Origin of the sequence: Anoxybacillus suryakundensis (genome assembly GCF_001418025.1) — a bacterium.
Classification (GTDB): Bacteria; Bacillota; Bacilli; order Bacillales; family Anoxybacillaceae; genus Anoxybacillus; species Anoxybacillus tengchongensis.
Window position 1 is genome coordinate 109,314 of sequence record NZ_LIOK01000007.1, and the last position, 19,492, is coordinate 128,805.

The following is a 19,492-nucleotide window of genomic DNA, read 5'->3' on the forward strand; positions in this document are numbered from 1 at the left end:
TTATTCACCCTTGTTCAATAAGTTGAAACAACTGTTGAACACTTTCATTTATTGTGTACGATTCATGCACATCTTGTTTTAAAAACGAAATCATTTTTGGATAATAACGAATGGCTTCATCGATTTCTCGCGATGAGCCACGCTTATACGCACCAATTTGAATTAAATCTTCAGATTGAACGTATGTCGCTAATAACTCACGCAATTTTTCCGCTACTTTTCGATGTTCTGGCGTCACGATGTAGTTCATGACTCGACTGACGCTTTTCAATACGTTAATCGCTGGATACTGACCTTTATTAGCTAGTTGACGTTCTAATACGAAATGCCCATCTAAAATGCCTCGAACTGTATCAGCAATCGGTTCATTCATATCATCGCCGTCAACGAGTACCGTATAAAAAGCGGTAATTGTTCCGTGCTCATTCGTCCCAGTCCGCTCAAGCAACTTCGGTAAAATCGCGAAAACAGACGGTGTATATCCTTTCGTCGTCGGCGGCTCACCGACAGCTAATCCGACTTCACGTTGCGCCATCGCCACGCGCGTAACTGAGTCCATCATAAACATGACGTTTAGCCCTTGATCACGAAAATATTCAGCAATGGCTGTTGCTGTATACGCCCCTTTAATGCGCATGAGGGCAGGCTGATCAGATGTCGCGACAACGACAATAGACCGTTCTAATCCTTCTGGACCGAGATCGCGCTCGATAAACTCGCGCACTTCACGGCCACGTTCGCCGATCAGCGCAATCACGTTTAAATCTGCGTTTGTGTTGCGAGCAATCATTCCCATTAACGTACTTTTTCCCACACCAGATCCAGCAAAAATGCCGACACGCTGCCCTTTTCCAACTGTCAATAAACTGTCGATCATTTTCACGCCGACTTCAATCGGTTCTGAGATTGGTGGTCGCGTCATCGGATTTGGCGGTTGACGGTCGATTGGAACAGCCGTCAATCCTTTCGGAAGAGGACGATCGTCAAGCGGAGCTCCTAACGCATCAATAACACGTCCAACAAGCGATGAACCGACTTTGATGTCGAGCGGAGCGCCTGTTGCTTCTACGATGCAACCAGGGGCGATGTCTTGAACGGTTGCATACGGCATTAAAAGCACATATTCATCACGAAAGCCGACAACTTCCGCTTGAATTTTTTTCTTTTTTTTATGACCGATATGAATGTAGCACACATCGCCAATCGAACTTTCTGGTCCTTTCGCTTCGATCATTAAGCCGATGACGCGTGTGACTTTGCCAAATCGTTTATATGGATCGAGCAACTCGATTTCATTGATCAGTGCTTGCCAGTTCATTCGCTCGCCCCCTCGATTCGCTCAAGCAATTGTTGCTTCAGTTGCTCCAGTTGCGTATCAACACTTGCATCAATACGACCGAACGGCGATTCGACGATACAGCTTGTTTCAGCTAATGTTTCATCAGGATAAATAAACAAATGAACGTCTTGGCTAAATAATGCTTTCAACTCATCTTTTTGGCGAATGACGACATCATAGTAAGTCGGGTGAATATATATTTTCACTTCTTCATGTTCTCGTACTTCTTTTATCACTTGTTTCACAAGCCCAAGAAAATGTTCTTTGTTTTCAGCAAGACGTTCCCCAATGATCCGCTCCGCTACTTTGCAAGCGACAAGTAAAATCGTTTCATCAGCCGATTCGAGTATATGATAAAACTGCTCATTAGCTGATTGTACGATCTTTTTCGCCTCACCAATCGCCTCCATATATTGCTGAAGCCCGTCTTTTCGTCCTTGTTCGAAGCCGATCGCGTATCCTTCTTGACGTGCTTGTTCAATCCATTCGTTTCGTTCTTCTTCCCATTGTTTTTGTTCTTCAGCTATTTGTTGTTGAACAGAGGCGTAATACATGTCGGCTTCTTGACGAATATGCGCTGCTTGTTGTTCCGCTTGCTCAATTAACATTTCCACATGTTGTAGCGTCATTTCGTCATGTTGCTCATGTTCTTCTTGTTGCATGTCGGGTAGCACTTTTTTCACTTGAATAACCGCTCGTTGCTCCGAACACGTTCGAGCAAACGGGGCTTTAATGACTTTAGACAATAATATCATCTCCTCCGCCACGAGCGACGACGATTTCACCCGCTTCTTCGAGACGACGAATCACTGCAACAATACGCGATTGCGCTTCTTCTACGTCGCGAAGGCGAACAGGCCCCATAAACTCCATCTCTTCTTTAAACGTTTCTGCCATGCGTGAAGACATGTTGCGAAATACAACTTCTTTTACTTCGTCGCTAGACACTTTCAATGCAAGCAATAAGTCGGCATTGTCCACTTCGCGAATGACGCGTTGAATCGCACGGTTATCAAGCGTAACGATATCTTCAAATACAAACATGCGCTTTTTAATTTCTTCTGCTAATTCTGGGTCTTGAATCTCAAGCGCATCTAAAATCGTTCGCTCAGTTGCACGATCGACACCGTTTAACACTTCAACAACAGCCTCAATACCACCTGTTTGCGTGTAATCCTGTACAACTGTCGTCGATAATTTCCGTTCAAGCACTTGTTCGACTTCATTAATCATTTCCGGTGATGTGCGATCCATTAAGGCGATGCGACGAGCGACATCCGCTTGCATTTCTTGTGGCAGCGCCGATAAAATTTGACCAGCCTGCGTTGGTTCTAAATACGATAGCACGAGCGCAATCGTTTGTGGATGTTCATTTTGTAAAAAGTTTAAAATTTGCGCTGGGTCCGCCTTGCGTGCAAAATCAAACGGACGCACTTGCAAAGCAGATGTTAAGCGATTAATAATGTTCATCGCCTGCTCTGGTCCGAGCGCTTTTTCAAGCACTTGTTTTGCATAGGCAATGCCGCCTTGTGAAATGTAATCTTGCGCTAAGGCGATTTGGTGAAACTCTTCTAAAATCGTTTCTTTTTTCTCAGCGTCCACTTGGCGAACGCTAGAAATTTCAAGCGTCAATTTTTCAATTTCTTCTTCAGATAAATGTTTATATACAGATGCTGAAACGTCTGGTCCTAATGAAATGAGGAGAATGGCCGCTTTTTGTTTTCCTGTTAATTCGCCTTTTTGATCGCGTTTTGCCATATAATCCCCCCCTTATTCCTCTGCAAGCCATGTGCGTAATAATTTCGCAAACTCTTCTGGCTTTTCTTTTGCAAGTTTTTCAAGTTGCTTGCGGCGCAATGTGGCTTCTGTTTCGGCTTCCTCGTTTACATCTGGAATGTGTACTGCCACTTGTTCTTCTTGTAATGACAGTTCGTCCATTTCTTCTTTTTTGCGTCTACGCAACCATAAAAAGACGAGTGCTCCAATAATCAAGGCGAGTACACCGCTACCAGCAACGTATACCCATGTCGGAATAGTCGATGTTTGTTCGTCAAACTGCACTTTTCCGTTAAACGGTTGCACAGAAACAACAACGCGATTTTGTAAATCGGCATCCGTCCATTGTCCTGCAATGTCTTTATCGACCGATGTTCGCACAATCGTTCCTAAAATTTTTGTCATATCATCAACCGTTTGAGCAGGAAGCGAGTTTGGATCGTTCGGTTTTGGTGGTTCAATCATCACTTGAATGCCTAAATCTTTTACTTTATAAGGACTTGCAACAATTTCTCTTTTTATTCTATTAACCTCGTTATTAATTGTTTCCTCAATCCGTTCATAATCCCCGTTTGTTTCGCCATTGGCTCCTTGATAGCCAGGCACAGCGTTTTCACCTGTTCCTGTCGTGCCACCTGGTTGAGCTCCTTTACCGGAAAACGTCTCCGTAATGCGCTGTACGCTTACGGCGATGCCTTCCATATTTTCTTTATCTACCGGTTCAACAAGCTCTTCATGACGGTTTTCTTGTGTAAAATCAACATCTGCTGTCACAGAAACGACGACTTTATCTTGTCCGATCATCATTCCTAACATTTGTTGAACACGACGTTGAATGTCGCGTTCGATTTGTTGTTTTATTTCATACTGTTCAGCAAATGTTTTGCCAGACGAAAAATTTTCTTCATTTTTTAAGTCAAAGTACTCAAAATATTGATTCATAATGACGATATTTTCAGTAGGAAGGTTCGGCACGCTTTTGGAAACAAGGTGATATAGCGATTTAATTTGCTGTTCGTTAAATTTATATCCCGCCTTTGTTTTCAAAACGATGGATGCAGATGCCTCTTCCTGTTGGTCACCAACAAATATGGTCGGCTGGGGTAGATTAATCATCACTTTCGCATCTTCTACCCCGTCGATACTTTTTATTAAATTGGCGAGCTCTGTTTGCATTGCCTCAATTTTCAACACGTTAAATTCATTATCCGTCATACCGAAGCCAGAGTTTTTTCCGAAAAATGAATAATCAATACTCCCGCTATCCGGAATACCTTCTGCAGCTAATTCCACTTTTAACGTGTTGACAAGCTGTTCAGGCACTAAAATCGTCGTGCCGTTATCGGTAATTTGCGACTTAATCCCCCGCTGGTCAAGCGTCGCTTTAATTTGTCCCGCTTCTTGCGGCGATAAATTGCTGTAGAGAGGAACAAAATTCGTTCGCGTCGCAAAAAAAGCGGTAAGCGCAACGGCAACGATCAACAGCCCAACAAGTCCTAAAGTCATCAATTTTTGCTGTTTTGTTCTCTCGCTCCAAAACAATTTTAATCGTTCTATCGCTTGTTTTAATCGCTCGTTCATATGCTTCCTCCGCTATCTCTTGAGGTCCATTATACTTGCATTCTCATCACTTCTTGATATGCTTCAATGACTTTATTGCGCACTTCAATCGCTAATTGAAGCGATACGCTCGCTTTTTGTGAAGCAATCATCACATTGTGCAAATCAACGTTTTCTCCTTTTGCTAACTTTGTTGTCAACTGGTCTGACTCAATTTGTTGTTTATTGACTTCATGAATCGCTTCTTTTAAAAATTGTGAAAACGCCCGTTGTGCTTCCGCAGGCTTTATCGCTTGCTGCTGTACAGCTGGTGATAAAGCTGTACGTTGAATGCGATCAATCATCGTTTATCCCCCTATTTTCCGATTTCTAACGCCTTCATTAACATCCCTTTCGTTGCATTTAACACCGTCACATTTGCTTCGTACGAGCGCGTGGTGCTCATTAAATCGACCATTTCTTTTAACGGATCGACGTTCGGTAATTGTACATATCCGTTTTCATCTGCATCGGGATGAGATGGGTCATATACAAGTTTAAATGGTGTTTGATCCTCAACAATTTTCGTCACTTTCACTCCGCCTGTCGATCGCTCGTTCATTGCTTGGCTTAAAACGGAAGAAAATGACTCGTTTGGTTGCATCACAACCATTTTGCGACGATATGGCTGCCACTTCCCATCGACCATTTTTGCTCGTGTCGTATCGACGTTGGCCATGTTTGCTGAAATGACATCCATACGCAACCGCTGGGCAGTTAACGCAGAGGCGGATACATTGAAACTTTGAAACATGTATTATTTTCCTCCCTTAATGACCGTTTTCAAAGAGTTAAACTTTCCGTTTAATCGTTCAACTAAAGCGTTATAATAAATTTGGTTTTGCGCTAAATCCGACATTTCTTTATCTAAATCGACATTGTTGTTATTATGATTGTAAACGAGATCGTTTTTAGTTGTCACGAAAAATTTGTTTGTACTTCCTTTAAACTCAAAATGGCGTGGATCCGTACGATACGCTTGTAACGCTTGCTGAAATTCGGTCCGAAATTGCACATCTTTTGCTTGAAAGTTTGGTGTATCGACATTCGCAATGTTGTTTGCGATCACTTTTTGTTTCAACGATGAGTAATTTAATCCTTGTTCTAATATTTGGAATGTATTTGAGAACAATTTCACGACATATTCCTCCCCATAGAGACACCGTTCGACACCTTTATTGTAAAAAATTATTTATATAATGTATATAGGGAACATTGGACTATTTTTCACATACTTTAACAAAAGAGGCATCTTTGCGAGAAAGATGCCTTCTTATGCTTAATGATGTTTTAATTTCTCGAGTTCTGTTAAAAACTTATCGTTTAATACTTTAATGTACGTTCCTTTCATGCCGAGGGAACGAGATTCAATGACTCCCGCACTTTCTAGTTTGCGAAGCGCATTGACAATGACTGAGCGTGTGATGCCGACGCGGTCAGCAATTTTACTTGCCACAAGCAAGCCTTCTGTCCCATCTAACTCTTCAAAAATATGCTCAATTGCTTCTAATTCACTATATGAAAGGGAGCTAATCGCCATTTGAACAACCGCTTTGCTGCGCGCTTCTTCTTCAATTTCTTCTGCTTTTTCACGTAAAATTTCCATTCCAACAACTGTTGCTCCGTATTCTGCTAAAATTAAATCGTCATCATGAAACTCTTTATCTAAGCGGGATAAAATGAGCGTTCCTAGACGCTCACCGCCGCCGATAATCGGTACAATCGTCGTTAAACCATTTTTAAATAAGTCTTTATTTTCAACCGGAAATGCCGTATACTCACTATTAATATCAAGGTTTGGCGATGTTTCTGTAATGTTAAATAAATTTTTCGTATACTCTTCTGGGAATTGACGATCCGCTAACATTTTTTTCATTCGTTCGTTTTCAATCGTTTGTTTAATCGCAAAGCCAAGCAACTTTCCGCGACGGCTGACGACGAAGACGTTCGCCTCGATCACTTCGCAAAGTGTTTCCGCCATCTCTTTAAAGTTTACAGGCTTTCCAGCCGCATTTTGTAGCATCGCATTAATTTTTCTCGTTTTTTCAAGTAAATTCATATCGCATCCTCCTTATAAAATAAATTCGCTTAAATCTTTATTTCGTACAATGTTTCCTAATTTCTTTTCAACGTATTGTGGAGTAATAACAACCTTTTCTAAATGAACATCCGGTGCTTCATACAATAAGTCTTCTAACAATTTTTCCATAATCGTATGAAGACGACGTGCTCCAATGTTATCAGTTTGTTGATTTACTTCAAAAGCGACTTCCGCAATTTTACGAATAGCATCGTCAGAAAATTCAAGTTGTATACCTTCTGTCGCAAGTAAAGCAACATACTGCTTTAAAAGCGCGTTGTTCGGTTCAACTAATATTTTGACGAAATCATCGACGGTGAGTTTCGTCAATTCCACGCGAATCGGAAAACGACCTTGCAATTCTGGGATTAAATCAGATGGTTTTGCCATATGGAACGCTCCAGCAGCAATAAATAAAATATAGTCCGTTTTGACTGGTCCGTATTTCGTCATAACGGTCGAGCCTTCAACAATCGGTAAAATGTCGCGTTGCACACCTTCGCGCGAAACGTCAGCTGATGCCCCTGTCTGTCCTTTGCGCGCAATTTTGTCAATCTCGTCAATAAAAATAATGCCAGACTGTTCTGCTAAACGAATCGCTTCTTGTGTCACTTCGTCCATATCAATGAGCTTTTGTGCTTCTTCATTTGCAAGTACATGACGGGCTTCTTTTACTTTTAATTTCCGCTTTTTTCGTTTTTTCGGCATAAAGCTACTGAGCATATCTTGCATATTTACACCCATTTGCTCCATGCCCGCTCCTTGGAATAAATCAAACATAATCGGTTGTTGTTCTTCTATTTCAACCGTCACTATTTCGTTTTCTAATTGCCCATTTGCTAATTGCCAAGCAACTTGTCTTCGTCTTTCAGCAAGTTGTTGATCGTCGTTTCCGTTCGTCGTTTGTTGTTCGGCCGCACCGCCAAATAAAAGTTCAAACGGATTTTTCATCGGTTGTTTCGTTTTCCCAGGTACAAGCAGTTCAACAAGTCGTTTGTTCGCTAATTGCTCCGCTTGTTCTTTTACTTCGTTCATTTTTTTCTCTTTTACGATGCGTACAGATGTTTCAACGAGATCGCGTACCATCGACTCAACATCGCGACCGACATAACCGACTTCCGTAAATTTTGTTGCCTCTACTTTTACGAATGGAGCACCGACAAGTTTCGCTAATCGCCGAGCAATTTCTGTTTTTCCAACACCTGTTGGTCCAATCATTAAAATATTTTTCGGCACGACTTCATCGCGCAACTTTTCATCTAATAAACTGCGACGATAACGATTTCTTAACGCAATCGCGACCGCTTTTTTCGCTTCATGCTGACCGACGATAAATTGATCAAGCTTTTCAACAATTTGTTTTGGCGTTAACATGCCGCTCCCCCCTCTACAGCTCTTCGACAATAATGCAATCGTTTGTGTACACGCAAATATCGCTCGCTACTTTTAATGCAGCTTGTGCAATTTGCTTTGCTGTTAAATGTTCGCCTGCATACGCTTTTAACGCTCTACCAGCCGCTAACGCATAGTTGCCACCGGAACCGATCGCCAAAATATCATCATCTGGTTCAATGACTTCACCTGTTCCAGAAATGAGCAGTACATGCGTGGCATCCATGACGATTAGCATCGCTTCTAATCGCCGCAACACTTTATCGCTCCGCCACTCTTTCGCTAACTCCACCGCTGCCCGTTGTAAGTTTCCGTTGTATTCTTCTAACTTTCCTTCAAACATTTCAAACAGTGTAAATGCATCTGCTACGGCTCCCGCAAAACCTGCTAACACTTTACCATGAAAAAGTTTACGAATTTTTCGGGCTGTATGTTTCATTACTACGGCATTGCCGAATGTCACTTGACCATCGCCCGCCATCGCTCCTTTTCCTTGATGGCGAATGGCAAATATCGTCGTCGCATGAAATTGACTCATAAACATCCTCCTTTTTATGCACGCGGATGGGAATGTAAATAAACATAGCGCAAATGATCTTTCGTTACATGTGTATACACTTGCGTTGATGAAAGATGCGCATGACCTAACAATTCTTGCACGGAACGTAAATCAGCCCCTTCATTCAACAAGTGTGTCGCAAACGTATGACGAAACACATGAGGGCTTACTTTTAAAGAAAGAGCAGCCTGTTCGACGATCTCGTTTAAAATATGACGTACCCCTCTTGGCGTTAACGCTCCCCCACGCGCATTTAAAAAAAGTATATCAGTCGGTGTCTTCGCTTTACTTGCTAGTTGCTGACGTCCGTCTTGTATATATCGCTCAAGCGCTTCTTTTGCATACGTACCAAACGGGACATATCGCTGTTTATTTCCTTTTCCATAAATTAAAATCGTACATACAGAAAAATCAATGTGCGACAGGCGAATGTTACAACATTCACTTACACGAATACCTGTGGCATATAATAGTTCAATGAGCGCTTGATTTCGTTGACCGATCGCTGTATTTAAATCATTGACAACAAACAGCTGTTCTAATTCATCTGGATACAAAAAATGCGGAATTCTCTGTTCTTTTTTCGGCAACGATGCAAGCGCAAATGGATTTTCTAAAACGATTTTTTCGCGTAACAAAAATTTGTAAAAGCTGCGCAAGCTCGACACTTTTCGGGCAATCGAACGGCTTGATTGCTTTCGTTCATGAAGCTCTGTTAAAAACAAGCGAACGTCGCTATAAGACACCTCATGTAACCCTTTTATTTGTTCGCGCTCCATAAATTCAAAAAATTCACCAATATCATGCTTATAACACGCAATTGTATATTCTGAATAATTTTTTTCTATTTGTAAATATTCAACGAACAAATTTAACGTAAAATTCACATTTTCCATTCGATCACCCCATAAGAGCTACTAAATAGTAGCACAATTTAGTAGCTCTTGCAACGAATTTCACAACTTTTTTAAAAAATTCTGAATTGTTCTTAATGCTCGTTCCGCATATTGTTCATTTTTTTTCTTTTTATCTTTGATCGGTTCATCAAGTGGAGCGAATAAGCCAAAATTCGCGTTCATTGGTTGAAAATGTTTTGGGTTCGCTGATGTAATATAGTGCGCCATGCTGCCGATTGCTGTTTCTTGCGGAAACACAACAAGCTCTTTTCCAAGCACATAATGCGCGGCGTTAATCCCTGCCACAAGTCCTGATGCGGCTGACTCAACATATCCTTCGACACCGGTCATTTGTCCTGCGAAAAATAAATCTTCCCTTTCCTTATATTGATACGTCGGTTTTAATAGTTTCGGCGAATTAATAAACGTATTGCGATGCATGACGCCGTAACGCACAATTTCTGCTTGTTCAAGCCCTGGAATGAGCCGGATGACTTCTTTTTGTGCGCCCCATTTCAAATGGGTCTGGAAACCGACAATGTTATATAACGTTCCAGCGGCATCATCTTGACGAAGCTGCACGACTGCAAAAGGACGCTTGCCTGTACGCGGATCTTCTAAGCCGACAGGTTTCATCGGTCCAAACAGCAACGTCTTTTTCCCACGCCGTGCCATCACTTCAATCGGCATGCACCCTTCAAAATAAATTTCTTTTTCAAACTCTTTTAAAGGAACGGTTTCAGCAGAAATGAGCGCATCGTAAAACCGCTCAAATTCCTCTTCTGTCATCGGACAGTTAATATACGCCGCTTCGCCTTTGTCATAGCGAGATTTTATATACACTTTTTCCATATTGATACTCTCTTTTTCAACAATTGGTGCTGCGGCATCGTAAAAATATAAATATTCTTCGCCTGTTAACGCTTGAAGTTGCTCGGAAAGGGGCTGCGATGTTAACGGACCTGTCGCAATAATTGTCGGACCTGTTGGGATCGTTGTCACCTCTTCGCGCACAACAGTCACATTCGGATGATTCGCTACCATTTCTGTTACTTTTGCGGCAAATTCATGACGGTCAACAGCTAAAGCGCCACCAGCTGGTACAGAACAAGAGTCCGCTGCTTTCATAATAACAGAATCTAATCGGCGCATTTCTTCTTTCAACACACCGACCGCATTCGTTAACGTATTTGCTCGCAAAGAGTTGCTACATACAAGCTCAGCAAATTTATCAGTATGATGAGCTGGCGTTTGTTTAACCGGACGCATTTCATACAATTTTACACGAATGCCGCGCTTTGCGAGTTGCCATGCAGCTTCACTTCCTGCTAATCCTGCTCCAATCACTGTTACTTCCATACAATAGTCCCTCCTCGATAAAATGGGTGAGGGTATGCGCCTCACCTTACTGTTGTTCGTTATATTCACATTGCGTACATTGAATGTGCACGCTTTTTTTCCCTTTTTTCTCAACAAGCATGCCGCCGCACTTTGGACACGGTCGACTGATCGGTTTATCCCACGAAACGAAATCGCATGTTGGAAAACGATCGCACCCATAAAACATGCGTTTCTTTTTACTTTTTCGTTCAACGATGTTTCCTTCATGACAAAGTGGACATTTCACACCGATTTCTTTGACGATCGCTTTTGTATTGCGACATTGCGGGAAGTTCGAACAAGCAATAAACTTTCCGAACCGCCCCATTTTGTATACCATCGGGCTTCCGCATACGTCACAATCTACATCTGCTGATTCATCGGCTATTTCTACTTTCTCCATTTCTACTTCAGCAATTTTTAACCGTTTTTCAAACTCGTGATAAAATTCATCAATAATGCGCACCCACTCAATTTTTCCTTCTTCGATATCGTCTAAGTTTTTTTCCATTTTTGCTGTAAATTCGACATCTAAAATTTCCGGAAAAAATTGCATCATTAAATCAAGTACAATTTCGCCAAGTTCCGTTGGCACAAATCGCTTATTTTCAAGCGTCACGTAATTGCGCTTTTGAATCGTATCGAGCGTCGGGGCATACGTCGATGGGCGACCGATGCCAAGCTCTTCTAATGTTTTCACAAGGCGAGCTTCCGTATAACGTGGTGGGGGCTGCGTAAAATGTTGTTTTCCTTCGATATCTTTGCTAAACACGCGCTCTCCTTCCACAAAATCTGGCAATAGTCGCTGTTGTTCATCTTTCGGATCGTCCGTTCCTTCGACATACACTTTCATGAAGCCCGGAAACTTGACTGTCGAACCTGTCGCACGAAAGACGACTGAGCCGTTTGAAAGTTCGATCGCTACTGTATCCAGTACAGCTGGCGCCATTTGGCTCGCGATAAAGCGCTCCCAAATGAGTTTATATAGCTGATACTGATCGCGTGTCACATACGGTTTAATCGCGCTAGGATGACGCCAAACGGACGTTGGACGAATGGCTTCGTGCGCATCTTGCGCGTTCGCTTTTTGTTTTTCTTTTCTTTTTTCTGTTGCTACATATGATGTGCCGAACGTCTGTTCAATATACTGTATCGCTTCTTGTTGAGCGCTTTCTGATATACGCGTCGAGTCTGTACGCATATATGTAATTAAACCAACAGTCCCTTCGCTTCCAAGGTCAATTCCTTCATATAGTTGTTGGGCGACCATCATCGTTTTTTTCGTGCGAAAATTTAATTTCCGAGCCGCCTCTTGTTGTAATGACGATGTAATGAACGGGGCAACAGGATTGCGCTTTCGCTCTTTTTTCGTTACCGCTGTCACAACAAATTCATTGCCTTGAATATGGCTTAATACATGTTGGACATCTTGTTCTGTTTTTAAATCGAACGTTTCACTATCAAGGCGATAAAATTGCGCTTCAAATACATCATTGCCTTTAACAAACGTTCCTTGAATCGTCCAATATTCTTCAGGCTGGAACGATTGAATTTCTTTTTCTCGATCAATAATTAAGCGAAGGGCAACAGATTGCACGCGTCCTGCACTTAATCCTTTTTTAACTTTTTTCCAAAGCAGTGGGCTAATGTTGTAGCCGACAAGGCGATCGAGCACGCGCCGCGCTTGTTGAGCGTGAACTAAATGCATATTAATGGCGCGCGGCTGTTCGAATGATTGTTTAATGGCATCTTTCGTAATTTCGTTAAATACGACACGACATGGCGAGTCCGTATTTAAGTCAAGTAAATGTGCTAAATGCCATGCAATCGCTTCTCCTTCACGATCCGGGTCGGCGGCAAGAAATACTTTTTTTGCCTTTTTTGCTGCCGCCTTCAGCTCTTTAATCACGGAGCCTTTTCCACGAATCGTAATATACTTCGGTTCATAATCATTTTGTATATCAACGCCCATTTGGCTTTTCGGCAAATCGCGCACGTGACCCATCGATGCTTTTACTTTATACTTTTTTCCTAAATATCTTTCAATCGTTTTCGCCTTTGCTGGCGACTCTACAATGACTAAGTAGTCTGACATCATTTTGTCCTCCCTCAAGAGGTAATTCGTAAAGTAAAATCTTCATTATTATTAATGATGATTCGTTCATTTGTCAAACATCATTTTTCGATTTTTTCTTTCGTTCATGTAAAAAGGTGTCGAAATTCTTCCGAAATATCCTCACTTGACAGTATTAATTTCGCTCCTTGCTGAATTAATCGATTCGTCCCAAGCGCCTCTTTTGTTGTGATGTCGCCAGGAATCGCAAACACTTCTCTCCCTTGTTGGAGCGCAAAATGAGCAGTAATAAGAGAACCGCTTCGCTCTTTCGCTTGTACGACAAGCGTACCGAGCGATAAACCGCTAATGATGCGATTGCGCATTGGAAAATGCCAAGTTTGTGGACGAACAAACGGTGGACATTCGGAAATAATTAATTGCGTTGTCGCTAATTGTCGAAATAATGATTCATTTTCAGGTGGGTACATATAATGTAGTCCACCAGCAATGACACCAATCGTCTCACCACAGTATTTCAAACATAACCGATGGGCTTCCGCATCGATGCCTTTGGCTAACCCGCTCACAACGACCCAACCGTTTTGAATCAGTGGCGGGAGTACGATGTGCATCGCTGTAATTCCTTGCCGAGTTGGTGTTCTTGTTCCGACGACACTAATCATTTTTTTTCGCTTAAGCAATGCCACATTGCCTTTCGCATATAGTACCCACGGTGGATCATATATATGTTTTAGCCACTCCGGGTAGCTATCGTCCTTTATTGTTACAATATGAATGTTTTGTTCCTCATATGTTTTTATCATACGTTTCAACTTGTGACAATGCAAATCATGGAAAAAAACAGTGAAATGTTTTTGAGAAATCGGCAGTAATTGTTGGAGTTGATGAGAAGGAAGTTGAAAAATGGAGGCAAGCGATGGATCAACATGAAGCAGTCGTGCGATACTTTTCCATCCAATGCCTCGACAATGATGTAAATGAATAAGCCGCTCGCGAACCGTATCGTACATTATATTCCTCCTTTTTTATAAAAATCGTCCTAAGGCTTGTTCCTTAGGACGATTGGACGATTAATGTGTTTTACATTTTTCGTATAAGCCGCGCTCTTTTAGTAAAGAAATGAGCGTTTCGCCGATCACAGACGGCGTTTCAGCCACTTTAATGCCGCACGCAGTCATCGTTTGAATTTTTTCTGCGGCTGTCCCTTTGCCGCCAGAAATGATCGCACCAGCGTGTCCCATACGCTTTCCTGGAGGCGCTGTTTGTCCACCGATAAAGCCGACAACCGGTTTTGTCATGTTCGCTTTCACCCATTCTGCTGCTTCTTCTTCTGCTGTTCCACCAATTTCACCGATCATAATGACCGCATACGTGTCTTCATCTTCGTTAAACGCTTTTAATACGTCAATGAAGTTTGTTCCGTTGACTGGGTCACCGCCGATACCAACTGCTGTCGATTGACCGATGCCCGCTTGTGTTAATTGATGTACCGCTTCATACGTTAACGTACCAGAACGCGAAACGATGCCGACATGACCTTTTTTATGAATGTAACCTGGCATAATGCCGATTTTGCATTCTTCTGGAGTGATGACACCAGGGCAGTTTGGACCAATTAAGCGCGTTTTCTTGCCTTCCATGTAGCGCTTCACTTTAACCATATCTAACACAGGAATGCCTTCTGTAATACAAACAACTAAGTCGATTTCTGCATCGACAGCTTCCATAATCGCATCTGCTGCAAATGCCGGTGGAACGTAAATAACTGAGGCGTTCGCTCCCGTTTTTTCAACCGCTTCTGAAACCGTATCAAACACAGGCACACCTTCTACTTCTGTACCGCCTTTTCCAGGTGTCACCCCGCCGACGATGTTTGTGCCGTACTCGATCATTTGTTTTGTATGGAACAATCCTTGTGAACCTGTAATTCCTTGTACGATTACTTTCGTCTCTTTATTAACAAAAACGCTCACGTTTCTCCCATCCCTTCTATTAGCTTACTAGCGAAACGATTTTTTGCGCGCCGTCTGCCATCGATTCAGCCGCTGTAATGTTTAGCCCAGACTGTTCTAAAATCTTTTTCCCTAATTCGACGTTCGTTCCTTCTAAACGAACGACAAGCGGAAGATTTAAGCCGACTTGTTTTGTCGCTTCAACGATGCCGTTTGCAATGACGTCACATTTCATAATGCCCCCGAAAATGTTAACGAAAATGCCTTTTACTTTCGGGTCAGATAAAATGATTTTAAACGCTTCTGTTACTTTTTCTGTCGTCGCACCGCCACCAACGTCTAAAAAGTTTGCTGGCTCCCCACCGTAATATTTAATAATGTCCATTGTTGCCATCGCTAAGCCCGCACCGTTTACCATGCAGCCGATGTTTCCGTCAAGAGAAATATAGTTTAAATCGTATTTGGACGCTTCAATTTCTTTTGGATCTTCTTCATCTAAATCGCGGTATTCTAAAATGTCTTTATGACGATATAGCGCGTTAGAATCAAAGTTGAGCTTTGCATCAAGCGCCATCACTTTTCCGTCGCCCGTCACAACGAGCGGGTTAATTTCAGCAATGGAGCAGTCTTTTTCAACGAACACTTGATATAAACCTAACATAAATTTGACCGCTTGATTGACAAGCTCTTTTGGAATGTTGATGTTAAACGCCATGCGACGCGCTTGAAACGCTTGTAAACCGACAGCTGGATCGATGTACTCTTTAAAAATTTTCTCTGGCGTTTTTGCTGCGACTTCTTCAATTTCTGTTCCGCCTTCTTCTGATCCCATTAAAACAACGCGAGACGTTGCACGATCGACAACAAGTCCGATGTAATATTCTTTTTTAATGTCGCATCCTTCTTCGATTAAAAGGCGCTTCACTTCTTTTCCTTCTGGACCTGTTTGGTGTGTGACAAGCACTTTTCCTAATAGCTCACTCGCGTATGTACGAACTTCTTCTAAACTTTTTGCGACTTTTACTCCCCCTGCTTTTCCGCGACCGCCGGCATGAATTTGTGCTTTGACGACACAAACACTACTGCCGAGCTCTTTCGCTGCCTCGACCGCTTCTTCAACCGTAAATGCTACACGGCCGTTCGGTACGCTCACTCCGTAGCTTCTGAGGATCTCTTTTCCTTGATACTCATGAATATTCATACCCCATCCTCCTATGTATAAAAATAAAAGTACTAGCGCTTTCATTGTATAATGATACTTTGTCAGTTGTCTACCATTTAGACAGAAAATTCTTTAACAAAAGAAAAAGAAGCGACGGTCACGAGCGCTCCTCTACCTTCTTTTCTATTTGATAAATAAATGCAAATACTTCAGCAACGACTTTGTACAGCTCTTCTGGAATCGTCTCATTTAACTGCAGTTGTCCGAGCATCGCAGCAAGTGTTTCATCTTCGTAAATCGGAATGTCATATTGTTTCGCCCGTTCAATGATGCGGTCGGCAACCATTCCTTCTCCTTTTGCTACAACGACCGGGGCAATATGTTGTTCGTCGTACGATAAAGCAACGGCTCGCTTTCGTTTCATATGCGATAATCCACTCCTTTATACGAAAATGGTTCAACAGGTAATCGTTTGCTTCGCTTGTTCATCGGCGGTTTAACGGAAACAGCAGAAAGCGTGTATCCATGTTCAGCAAGCTTCTCCTTTAGTGACGGCTCAAGGGCAGATGCATACAATTCTACACGGGGCGTGTCGTTGATGATCGAAATATGAACGATGCGTTGTTGAATGTGAACGTCTACAATCGTTTCTTTTAACGTCGCCATCGTCAAATAAAATAAAATGCGACAATAGTCTGTATCCATTTTTCCATTTTCTCGTTGTTTTCCACGCCATTGAATGGTCACATCAGTTGCATGCGTCCCGATGAGTAACGGAAATTGAGTAAATATATGTTGGAGAGAATGGTCATTTGTTGATAAAAACTGATATGCTTTCATCCGATCAAGTAATGAGGTGATCTCCGCTTTTAACTCACCTGTTGCTTCTTCTGCTGCTTTTTGCAGTAAAACGATCCATTCTTCTTGTTGTTTCATCGTCTTTTCCAACAGTTGATGAATTTGTTCAGGCGAAAAAGAAGAAAGCGTCGGCATATGGCGTAAATAGGAAGAAAGTGTCGCTAACGTTCCTTTTGGATGAGCGCGATCAATGAGCACCGCAAGCATAAGCCGTTGTTCATATAGCGGCTTATCATGCTGTAAAGTGACGAACGCACGAAACACATCATCACGAAGCGGCAAATTGTGCATAAATAGCCATTTGACTGCTTGAGCTTCCTTTTCGCCACCTGTTTGTAACCATTGTCGAATAAGGGCCATGTCATGCTTTTTAAACGAAAATGATTCATCCATCATCCAGCGAATGAGCGCCTTCGTTTGCTCATTCATCGGTAAACGAAAATGGCGGATGACGCTTTCTTCATCTGTAAGTTTTTCTGTAGGTGGCAATATTTTCAGCTCAAGCGGAAATGTCTTTTGCACGTGAAACGTATATGTGCCACCTTCTTTGACAGGCGACTGCAGTTCAGCTGTAAGTGTATGACTTCCAACCCGAACGAGCGCTGTTCGGTCTTCGTTTATTTTTTCGATTTTTCCATAGATGATGTCGCCAACTTGAAACGTCGGTACTTTTGGTACACGTATCGTTTGTGCATCATCAAATAATGTGCGTAGCCATTGAACGTTCATTTCATTCTCCTCGCTTTAATCGCTCGCGAATCGGGGCAAACGAACGACGATGCTCTTCCATGACTCCATATCGTTCAATCGCTTGTAAGTGCGCTTTCGTTCCGTATCCCATATGTTGTTCAAATCCATATTGCGGATATGTTTCACCTAGTTGCTTCATCATGCGATCGCGCGTCACTTTCGCTATAATGGAGCTTGCTGCAATGGATATACTATGTGCATCTCCTTTTACAATGGATGTTTGTGGAATCGATAGCGGGAGGCTCATGGCATCGATAAGCAAATGTTCTGGAACGATGGAAAGCGATTGAACGGCTTGCACCATCGCTTTTTTCGTCGCTTCATAAATGTTTAGCTCGTCAATTTCGCGAGCGCTGACAACGCCAATGCCGATCGCAAGCGCTGTTTGTTGGATGATAGAAAATAATTGTTCACGTTTTGTTTCCGATAGTTTTTTTGAATCATCTACATGCGGGAGATATGCGTCTTTTGGCAAAATAACGGCTGCAGCAACGACCGGACCAGCTAATGGCCCCCGCCCTACTTCATCTATGCCCGCAATGTATTGAATCCCTTTGCCGTATAACGCTTGCTCATATTGCAACATATGCAAACAACGTTCTCGTTCGCGTTTTTCTTCTTCTTTTTGCTTATACCATTGTTGAATGAGACGTTGAACGCCTTTTCGTTCATCGTGCAATAGTTGTTGAAACCATTCATCTGTTTCATCGTGAATCGTTTGTAGCCTTTTTTTTATTTCTTGTATATTCACCGTCATCACTCCTTACACCTTATATCGACAAATAAACAAAAAAATAAAGGCTCGCTTATGCGAACCTTACGGGCGGTCAAAACTAAGTCGGCCTAATTTTTCTGTACGAATATCGCGCAACACAAGCTCAGCGACTTTATCGTAGTCGACGACGCCACCGACAGCTAAACAGCCACGCTTTTTTCCGATTTCGTCAAATAGTTGAACGATGTCCTCTGGAATATGCGAAAGCACATATCGTTCTTTTAAACGATCGGGATAATAAATAGCTAAAAAACGTAACGCATAAACAGCAACGTCTTGCAAATTTAAAATCGTATCTTTAATCGCTCCCGTCGTCGCAAGCTTTAATCCGACTTCTTCATCTTCAAATTTCGGCCATAAAATCCCTGGTGTATCGAGTAGCTCAAGCTCCTTGCCGACTTTAATCCATTGTTGCGCTTTCGTCACTCCCGGGGTATCGCCTGTTTTGGCGATATGTTTTCCTGCGAGTCGGTTAATAAGCGTTGATTTTCCGACGTTTGGAATGCCGACAATTAACGCACGCATCGCCCGTGGACGTTTAATCCCCTTGGCAAGCATTTTTTCAAATTTTGGGCGTAACCGCTCTTTTGCTACTGCTACAATTTGTTTGACGCCTGTTCCGCTTTGTGAGTCGATCGGAAGCGCTTCAATTTGTTGCGCAGCGAAAAAGTCAATCCATTGTTTTGTGACGTCTGGATCAGCCATATCGGCTTTATTTAATAACATGATGCGCGGTTTGTTCGCCACAATTTCATCAATTAGCGGATTGCGCGATGAAATAGGGATGCGGGCGTCCACTAGTTCAAATACGATATCAATGAGCTTTAGCTTTTCTGTTACTTCCCGTTTCGCTTTTGCCATGTGGCCAGGGAACCATTGAATCGTCATCGTTGCCAC

At 42.4% G+C, this 19,492-nt stretch carries 20 protein-coding genes; all 20 read right to left on the reverse strand.

Features of this window, described 5'->3' with window-relative positions:
- Window positions 1-4: 4 nt before the first annotated feature.
- The 20 genes from fliI to ylqF all read right to left on the reverse strand — a co-directional run bounded on the left by fliI (window position 5) and on the right by ylqF (window position 19,492).
- On the reverse strand, window positions 5-1,318 hold the full coding sequence (gene fliI, locus ASC42_RS06990) for a flagellar protein export ATPase FliI (RefSeq protein ID WP_055441142.1): 1,314 nt from the start codon (window positions 1,316-1,318) through the stop codon (window positions 5-7).
- A complete protein-coding gene (fliH, locus tag ASC42_RS06995) occupies window positions 1,315-2,094 on the reverse strand; it encodes a flagellar assembly protein FliH (RefSeq protein ID WP_055441143.1) in 780 nt (259 codons plus the stop codon). The genes fliI and fliH overlap by 4 nt, the downstream gene beginning before the upstream one ends.
- Window positions 2,078-3,097, reverse strand: a complete 1,020-nt coding sequence (gene fliG / locus ASC42_RS07000) for a flagellar motor switch protein FliG (protein ID WP_055441144.1) — start codon at window positions 3,095-3,097, stop codon at window positions 2,078-2,080. Before fliG ends, fliH begins: the two co-directional genes overlap by 17 nt.
- A gap of 12 nt (window positions 3,098-3,109) precedes the next feature.
- Window positions 3,110-4,696 carry a flagellar basal-body MS-ring/collar protein FliF gene (gene fliF, locus ASC42_RS07005; RefSeq protein WP_055441145.1) on the reverse strand — a complete coding sequence of 529 codons (1,587 nt, stop codon included), beginning with the start codon at window positions 4,694-4,696 and terminating at the stop codon, window positions 3,110-3,112.
- A gap of 29 nt (window positions 4,697-4,725) precedes the next feature.
- Window positions 4,726-5,019: a flagellar hook-basal body complex protein FliE gene (gene fliE, locus ASC42_RS07010; RefSeq protein ID WP_055441146.1), complete on the reverse strand. Its 294-nt coding sequence runs from the start codon at window positions 5,017-5,019 to the stop codon at window positions 4,726-4,728.
- Window positions 5,020-5,030: 11 nt separating this feature from the next.
- Window positions 5,031-5,468 (reverse strand): flagellar basal body rod protein FlgC, encoded by a 438-nt coding sequence (flgC, locus tag ASC42_RS07015; RefSeq protein WP_055441147.1) that lies wholly within the window; start codon window positions 5,466-5,468, stop codon window positions 5,031-5,033.
- Between the two features lie 3 nt (window positions 5,469-5,471).
- A complete protein-coding gene (gene flgB / locus ASC42_RS07020; RefSeq protein ID WP_032099727.1) occupies window positions 5,472-5,852 on the reverse strand; it encodes a flagellar basal body rod protein FlgB in 381 nt (126 codons plus the stop codon).
- A 141-nt stretch (window positions 5,853-5,993) separates the two neighbouring features.
- Window positions 5,994-6,773 (reverse strand): GTP-sensing pleiotropic transcriptional regulator CodY, encoded by a 780-nt coding sequence (gene codY / locus ASC42_RS07025; RefSeq protein WP_055441148.1) that lies wholly within the window; start codon window positions 6,771-6,773, stop codon window positions 5,994-5,996.
- A gap of 12 nt (window positions 6,774-6,785) precedes the next feature.
- On the reverse strand, window positions 6,786-8,168 hold the full coding sequence (hslU, locus tag ASC42_RS07030) for an ATP-dependent protease ATPase subunit HslU (protein ID WP_055441149.1): 1,383 nt from the start codon (window positions 8,166-8,168) through the stop codon (window positions 6,786-6,788).
- Window positions 8,169-8,181: 13 nt separating this feature from the next.
- Window positions 8,182-8,730: an ATP-dependent protease subunit HslV gene (gene hslV, locus ASC42_RS07035; protein ID WP_280790525.1), complete on the reverse strand. Its 549-nt coding sequence runs from the start codon at window positions 8,728-8,730 to the stop codon at window positions 8,182-8,184.
- A gap of 8 nt (window positions 8,731-8,738) precedes the next feature.
- Window positions 8,739-9,641 (reverse strand): tyrosine recombinase XerC, encoded by a 903-nt coding sequence (gene xerC / locus ASC42_RS07040; RefSeq protein WP_055441151.1) that lies wholly within the window; start codon window positions 9,639-9,641, stop codon window positions 8,739-8,741.
- Between the two features lie 60 nt (window positions 9,642-9,701).
- The gene (gene trmFO / locus ASC42_RS07045) at window positions 9,702-11,000 is read right to left on the reverse strand and encodes an FADH(2)-oxidizing methylenetetrahydrofolate--tRNA-(uracil(54)-C(5))-methyltransferase TrmFO (RefSeq protein ID WP_055441152.1); all 1,299 of its coding nucleotides are present in this window, start codon (window positions 10,998-11,000) and stop codon (window positions 9,702-9,704) included.
- A gap of 46 nt (window positions 11,001-11,046) precedes the next feature.
- Complete coding sequence (gene topA, locus ASC42_RS07050; protein WP_055441153.1) at window positions 11,047-13,116, reverse strand: type I DNA topoisomerase; 2,070 nt, start codon at window positions 13,114-13,116, stop codon at window positions 11,047-11,049.
- A 104-nt stretch (window positions 13,117-13,220) separates the two neighbouring features.
- Window positions 13,221-14,108, reverse strand: coding sequence for a DNA-processing protein DprA (gene dprA, locus ASC42_RS07055; protein WP_055441154.1), 888 nt, complete (start codon window positions 14,106-14,108; stop codon window positions 13,221-13,223).
- A 60-nt stretch (window positions 14,109-14,168) separates the two neighbouring features.
- Window positions 14,169-15,071: a succinate--CoA ligase subunit alpha gene (gene sucD, locus ASC42_RS07060; RefSeq protein WP_055441155.1), complete on the reverse strand. Its 903-nt coding sequence runs from the start codon at window positions 15,069-15,071 to the stop codon at window positions 14,169-14,171.
- 19 nt (window positions 15,072-15,090) lie between these two features.
- A complete protein-coding gene (gene sucC / locus ASC42_RS07065; protein ID WP_009732872.1) occupies window positions 15,091-16,251 on the reverse strand; it encodes an ADP-forming succinate--CoA ligase subunit beta in 1,161 nt (386 codons plus the stop codon).
- Between the two features lie 118 nt (window positions 16,252-16,369).
- Complete coding sequence (locus ASC42_RS07070) at window positions 16,370-16,636, reverse strand: EscU/YscU/HrcU family type III secretion system export apparatus switch protein (RefSeq protein WP_055441156.1); 267 nt, start codon at window positions 16,634-16,636, stop codon at window positions 16,370-16,372.
- Window positions 16,633-17,799: a hypothetical protein gene (locus ASC42_RS07075; protein ID WP_055441157.1), complete on the reverse strand. Its 1,167-nt coding sequence runs from the start codon at window positions 17,797-17,799 to the stop codon at window positions 16,633-16,635. Before ASC42_RS07075 ends, ASC42_RS07070 begins: the two co-directional genes overlap by 4 nt.
- A gap of 1 nt (window position 17,800) precedes the next feature.
- On the reverse strand, window positions 17,801-18,577 hold the full coding sequence (locus ASC42_RS07080) for a ribonuclease HII (RefSeq protein WP_280790526.1): 777 nt from the start codon (window positions 18,575-18,577) through the stop codon (window positions 17,801-17,803).
- A gap of 60 nt (window positions 18,578-18,637) precedes the next feature.
- A complete protein-coding gene (gene ylqF / locus ASC42_RS07085; protein WP_209424230.1) occupies window positions 18,638-19,492 on the reverse strand; it encodes a ribosome biogenesis GTPase YlqF in 855 nt (284 codons plus the stop codon).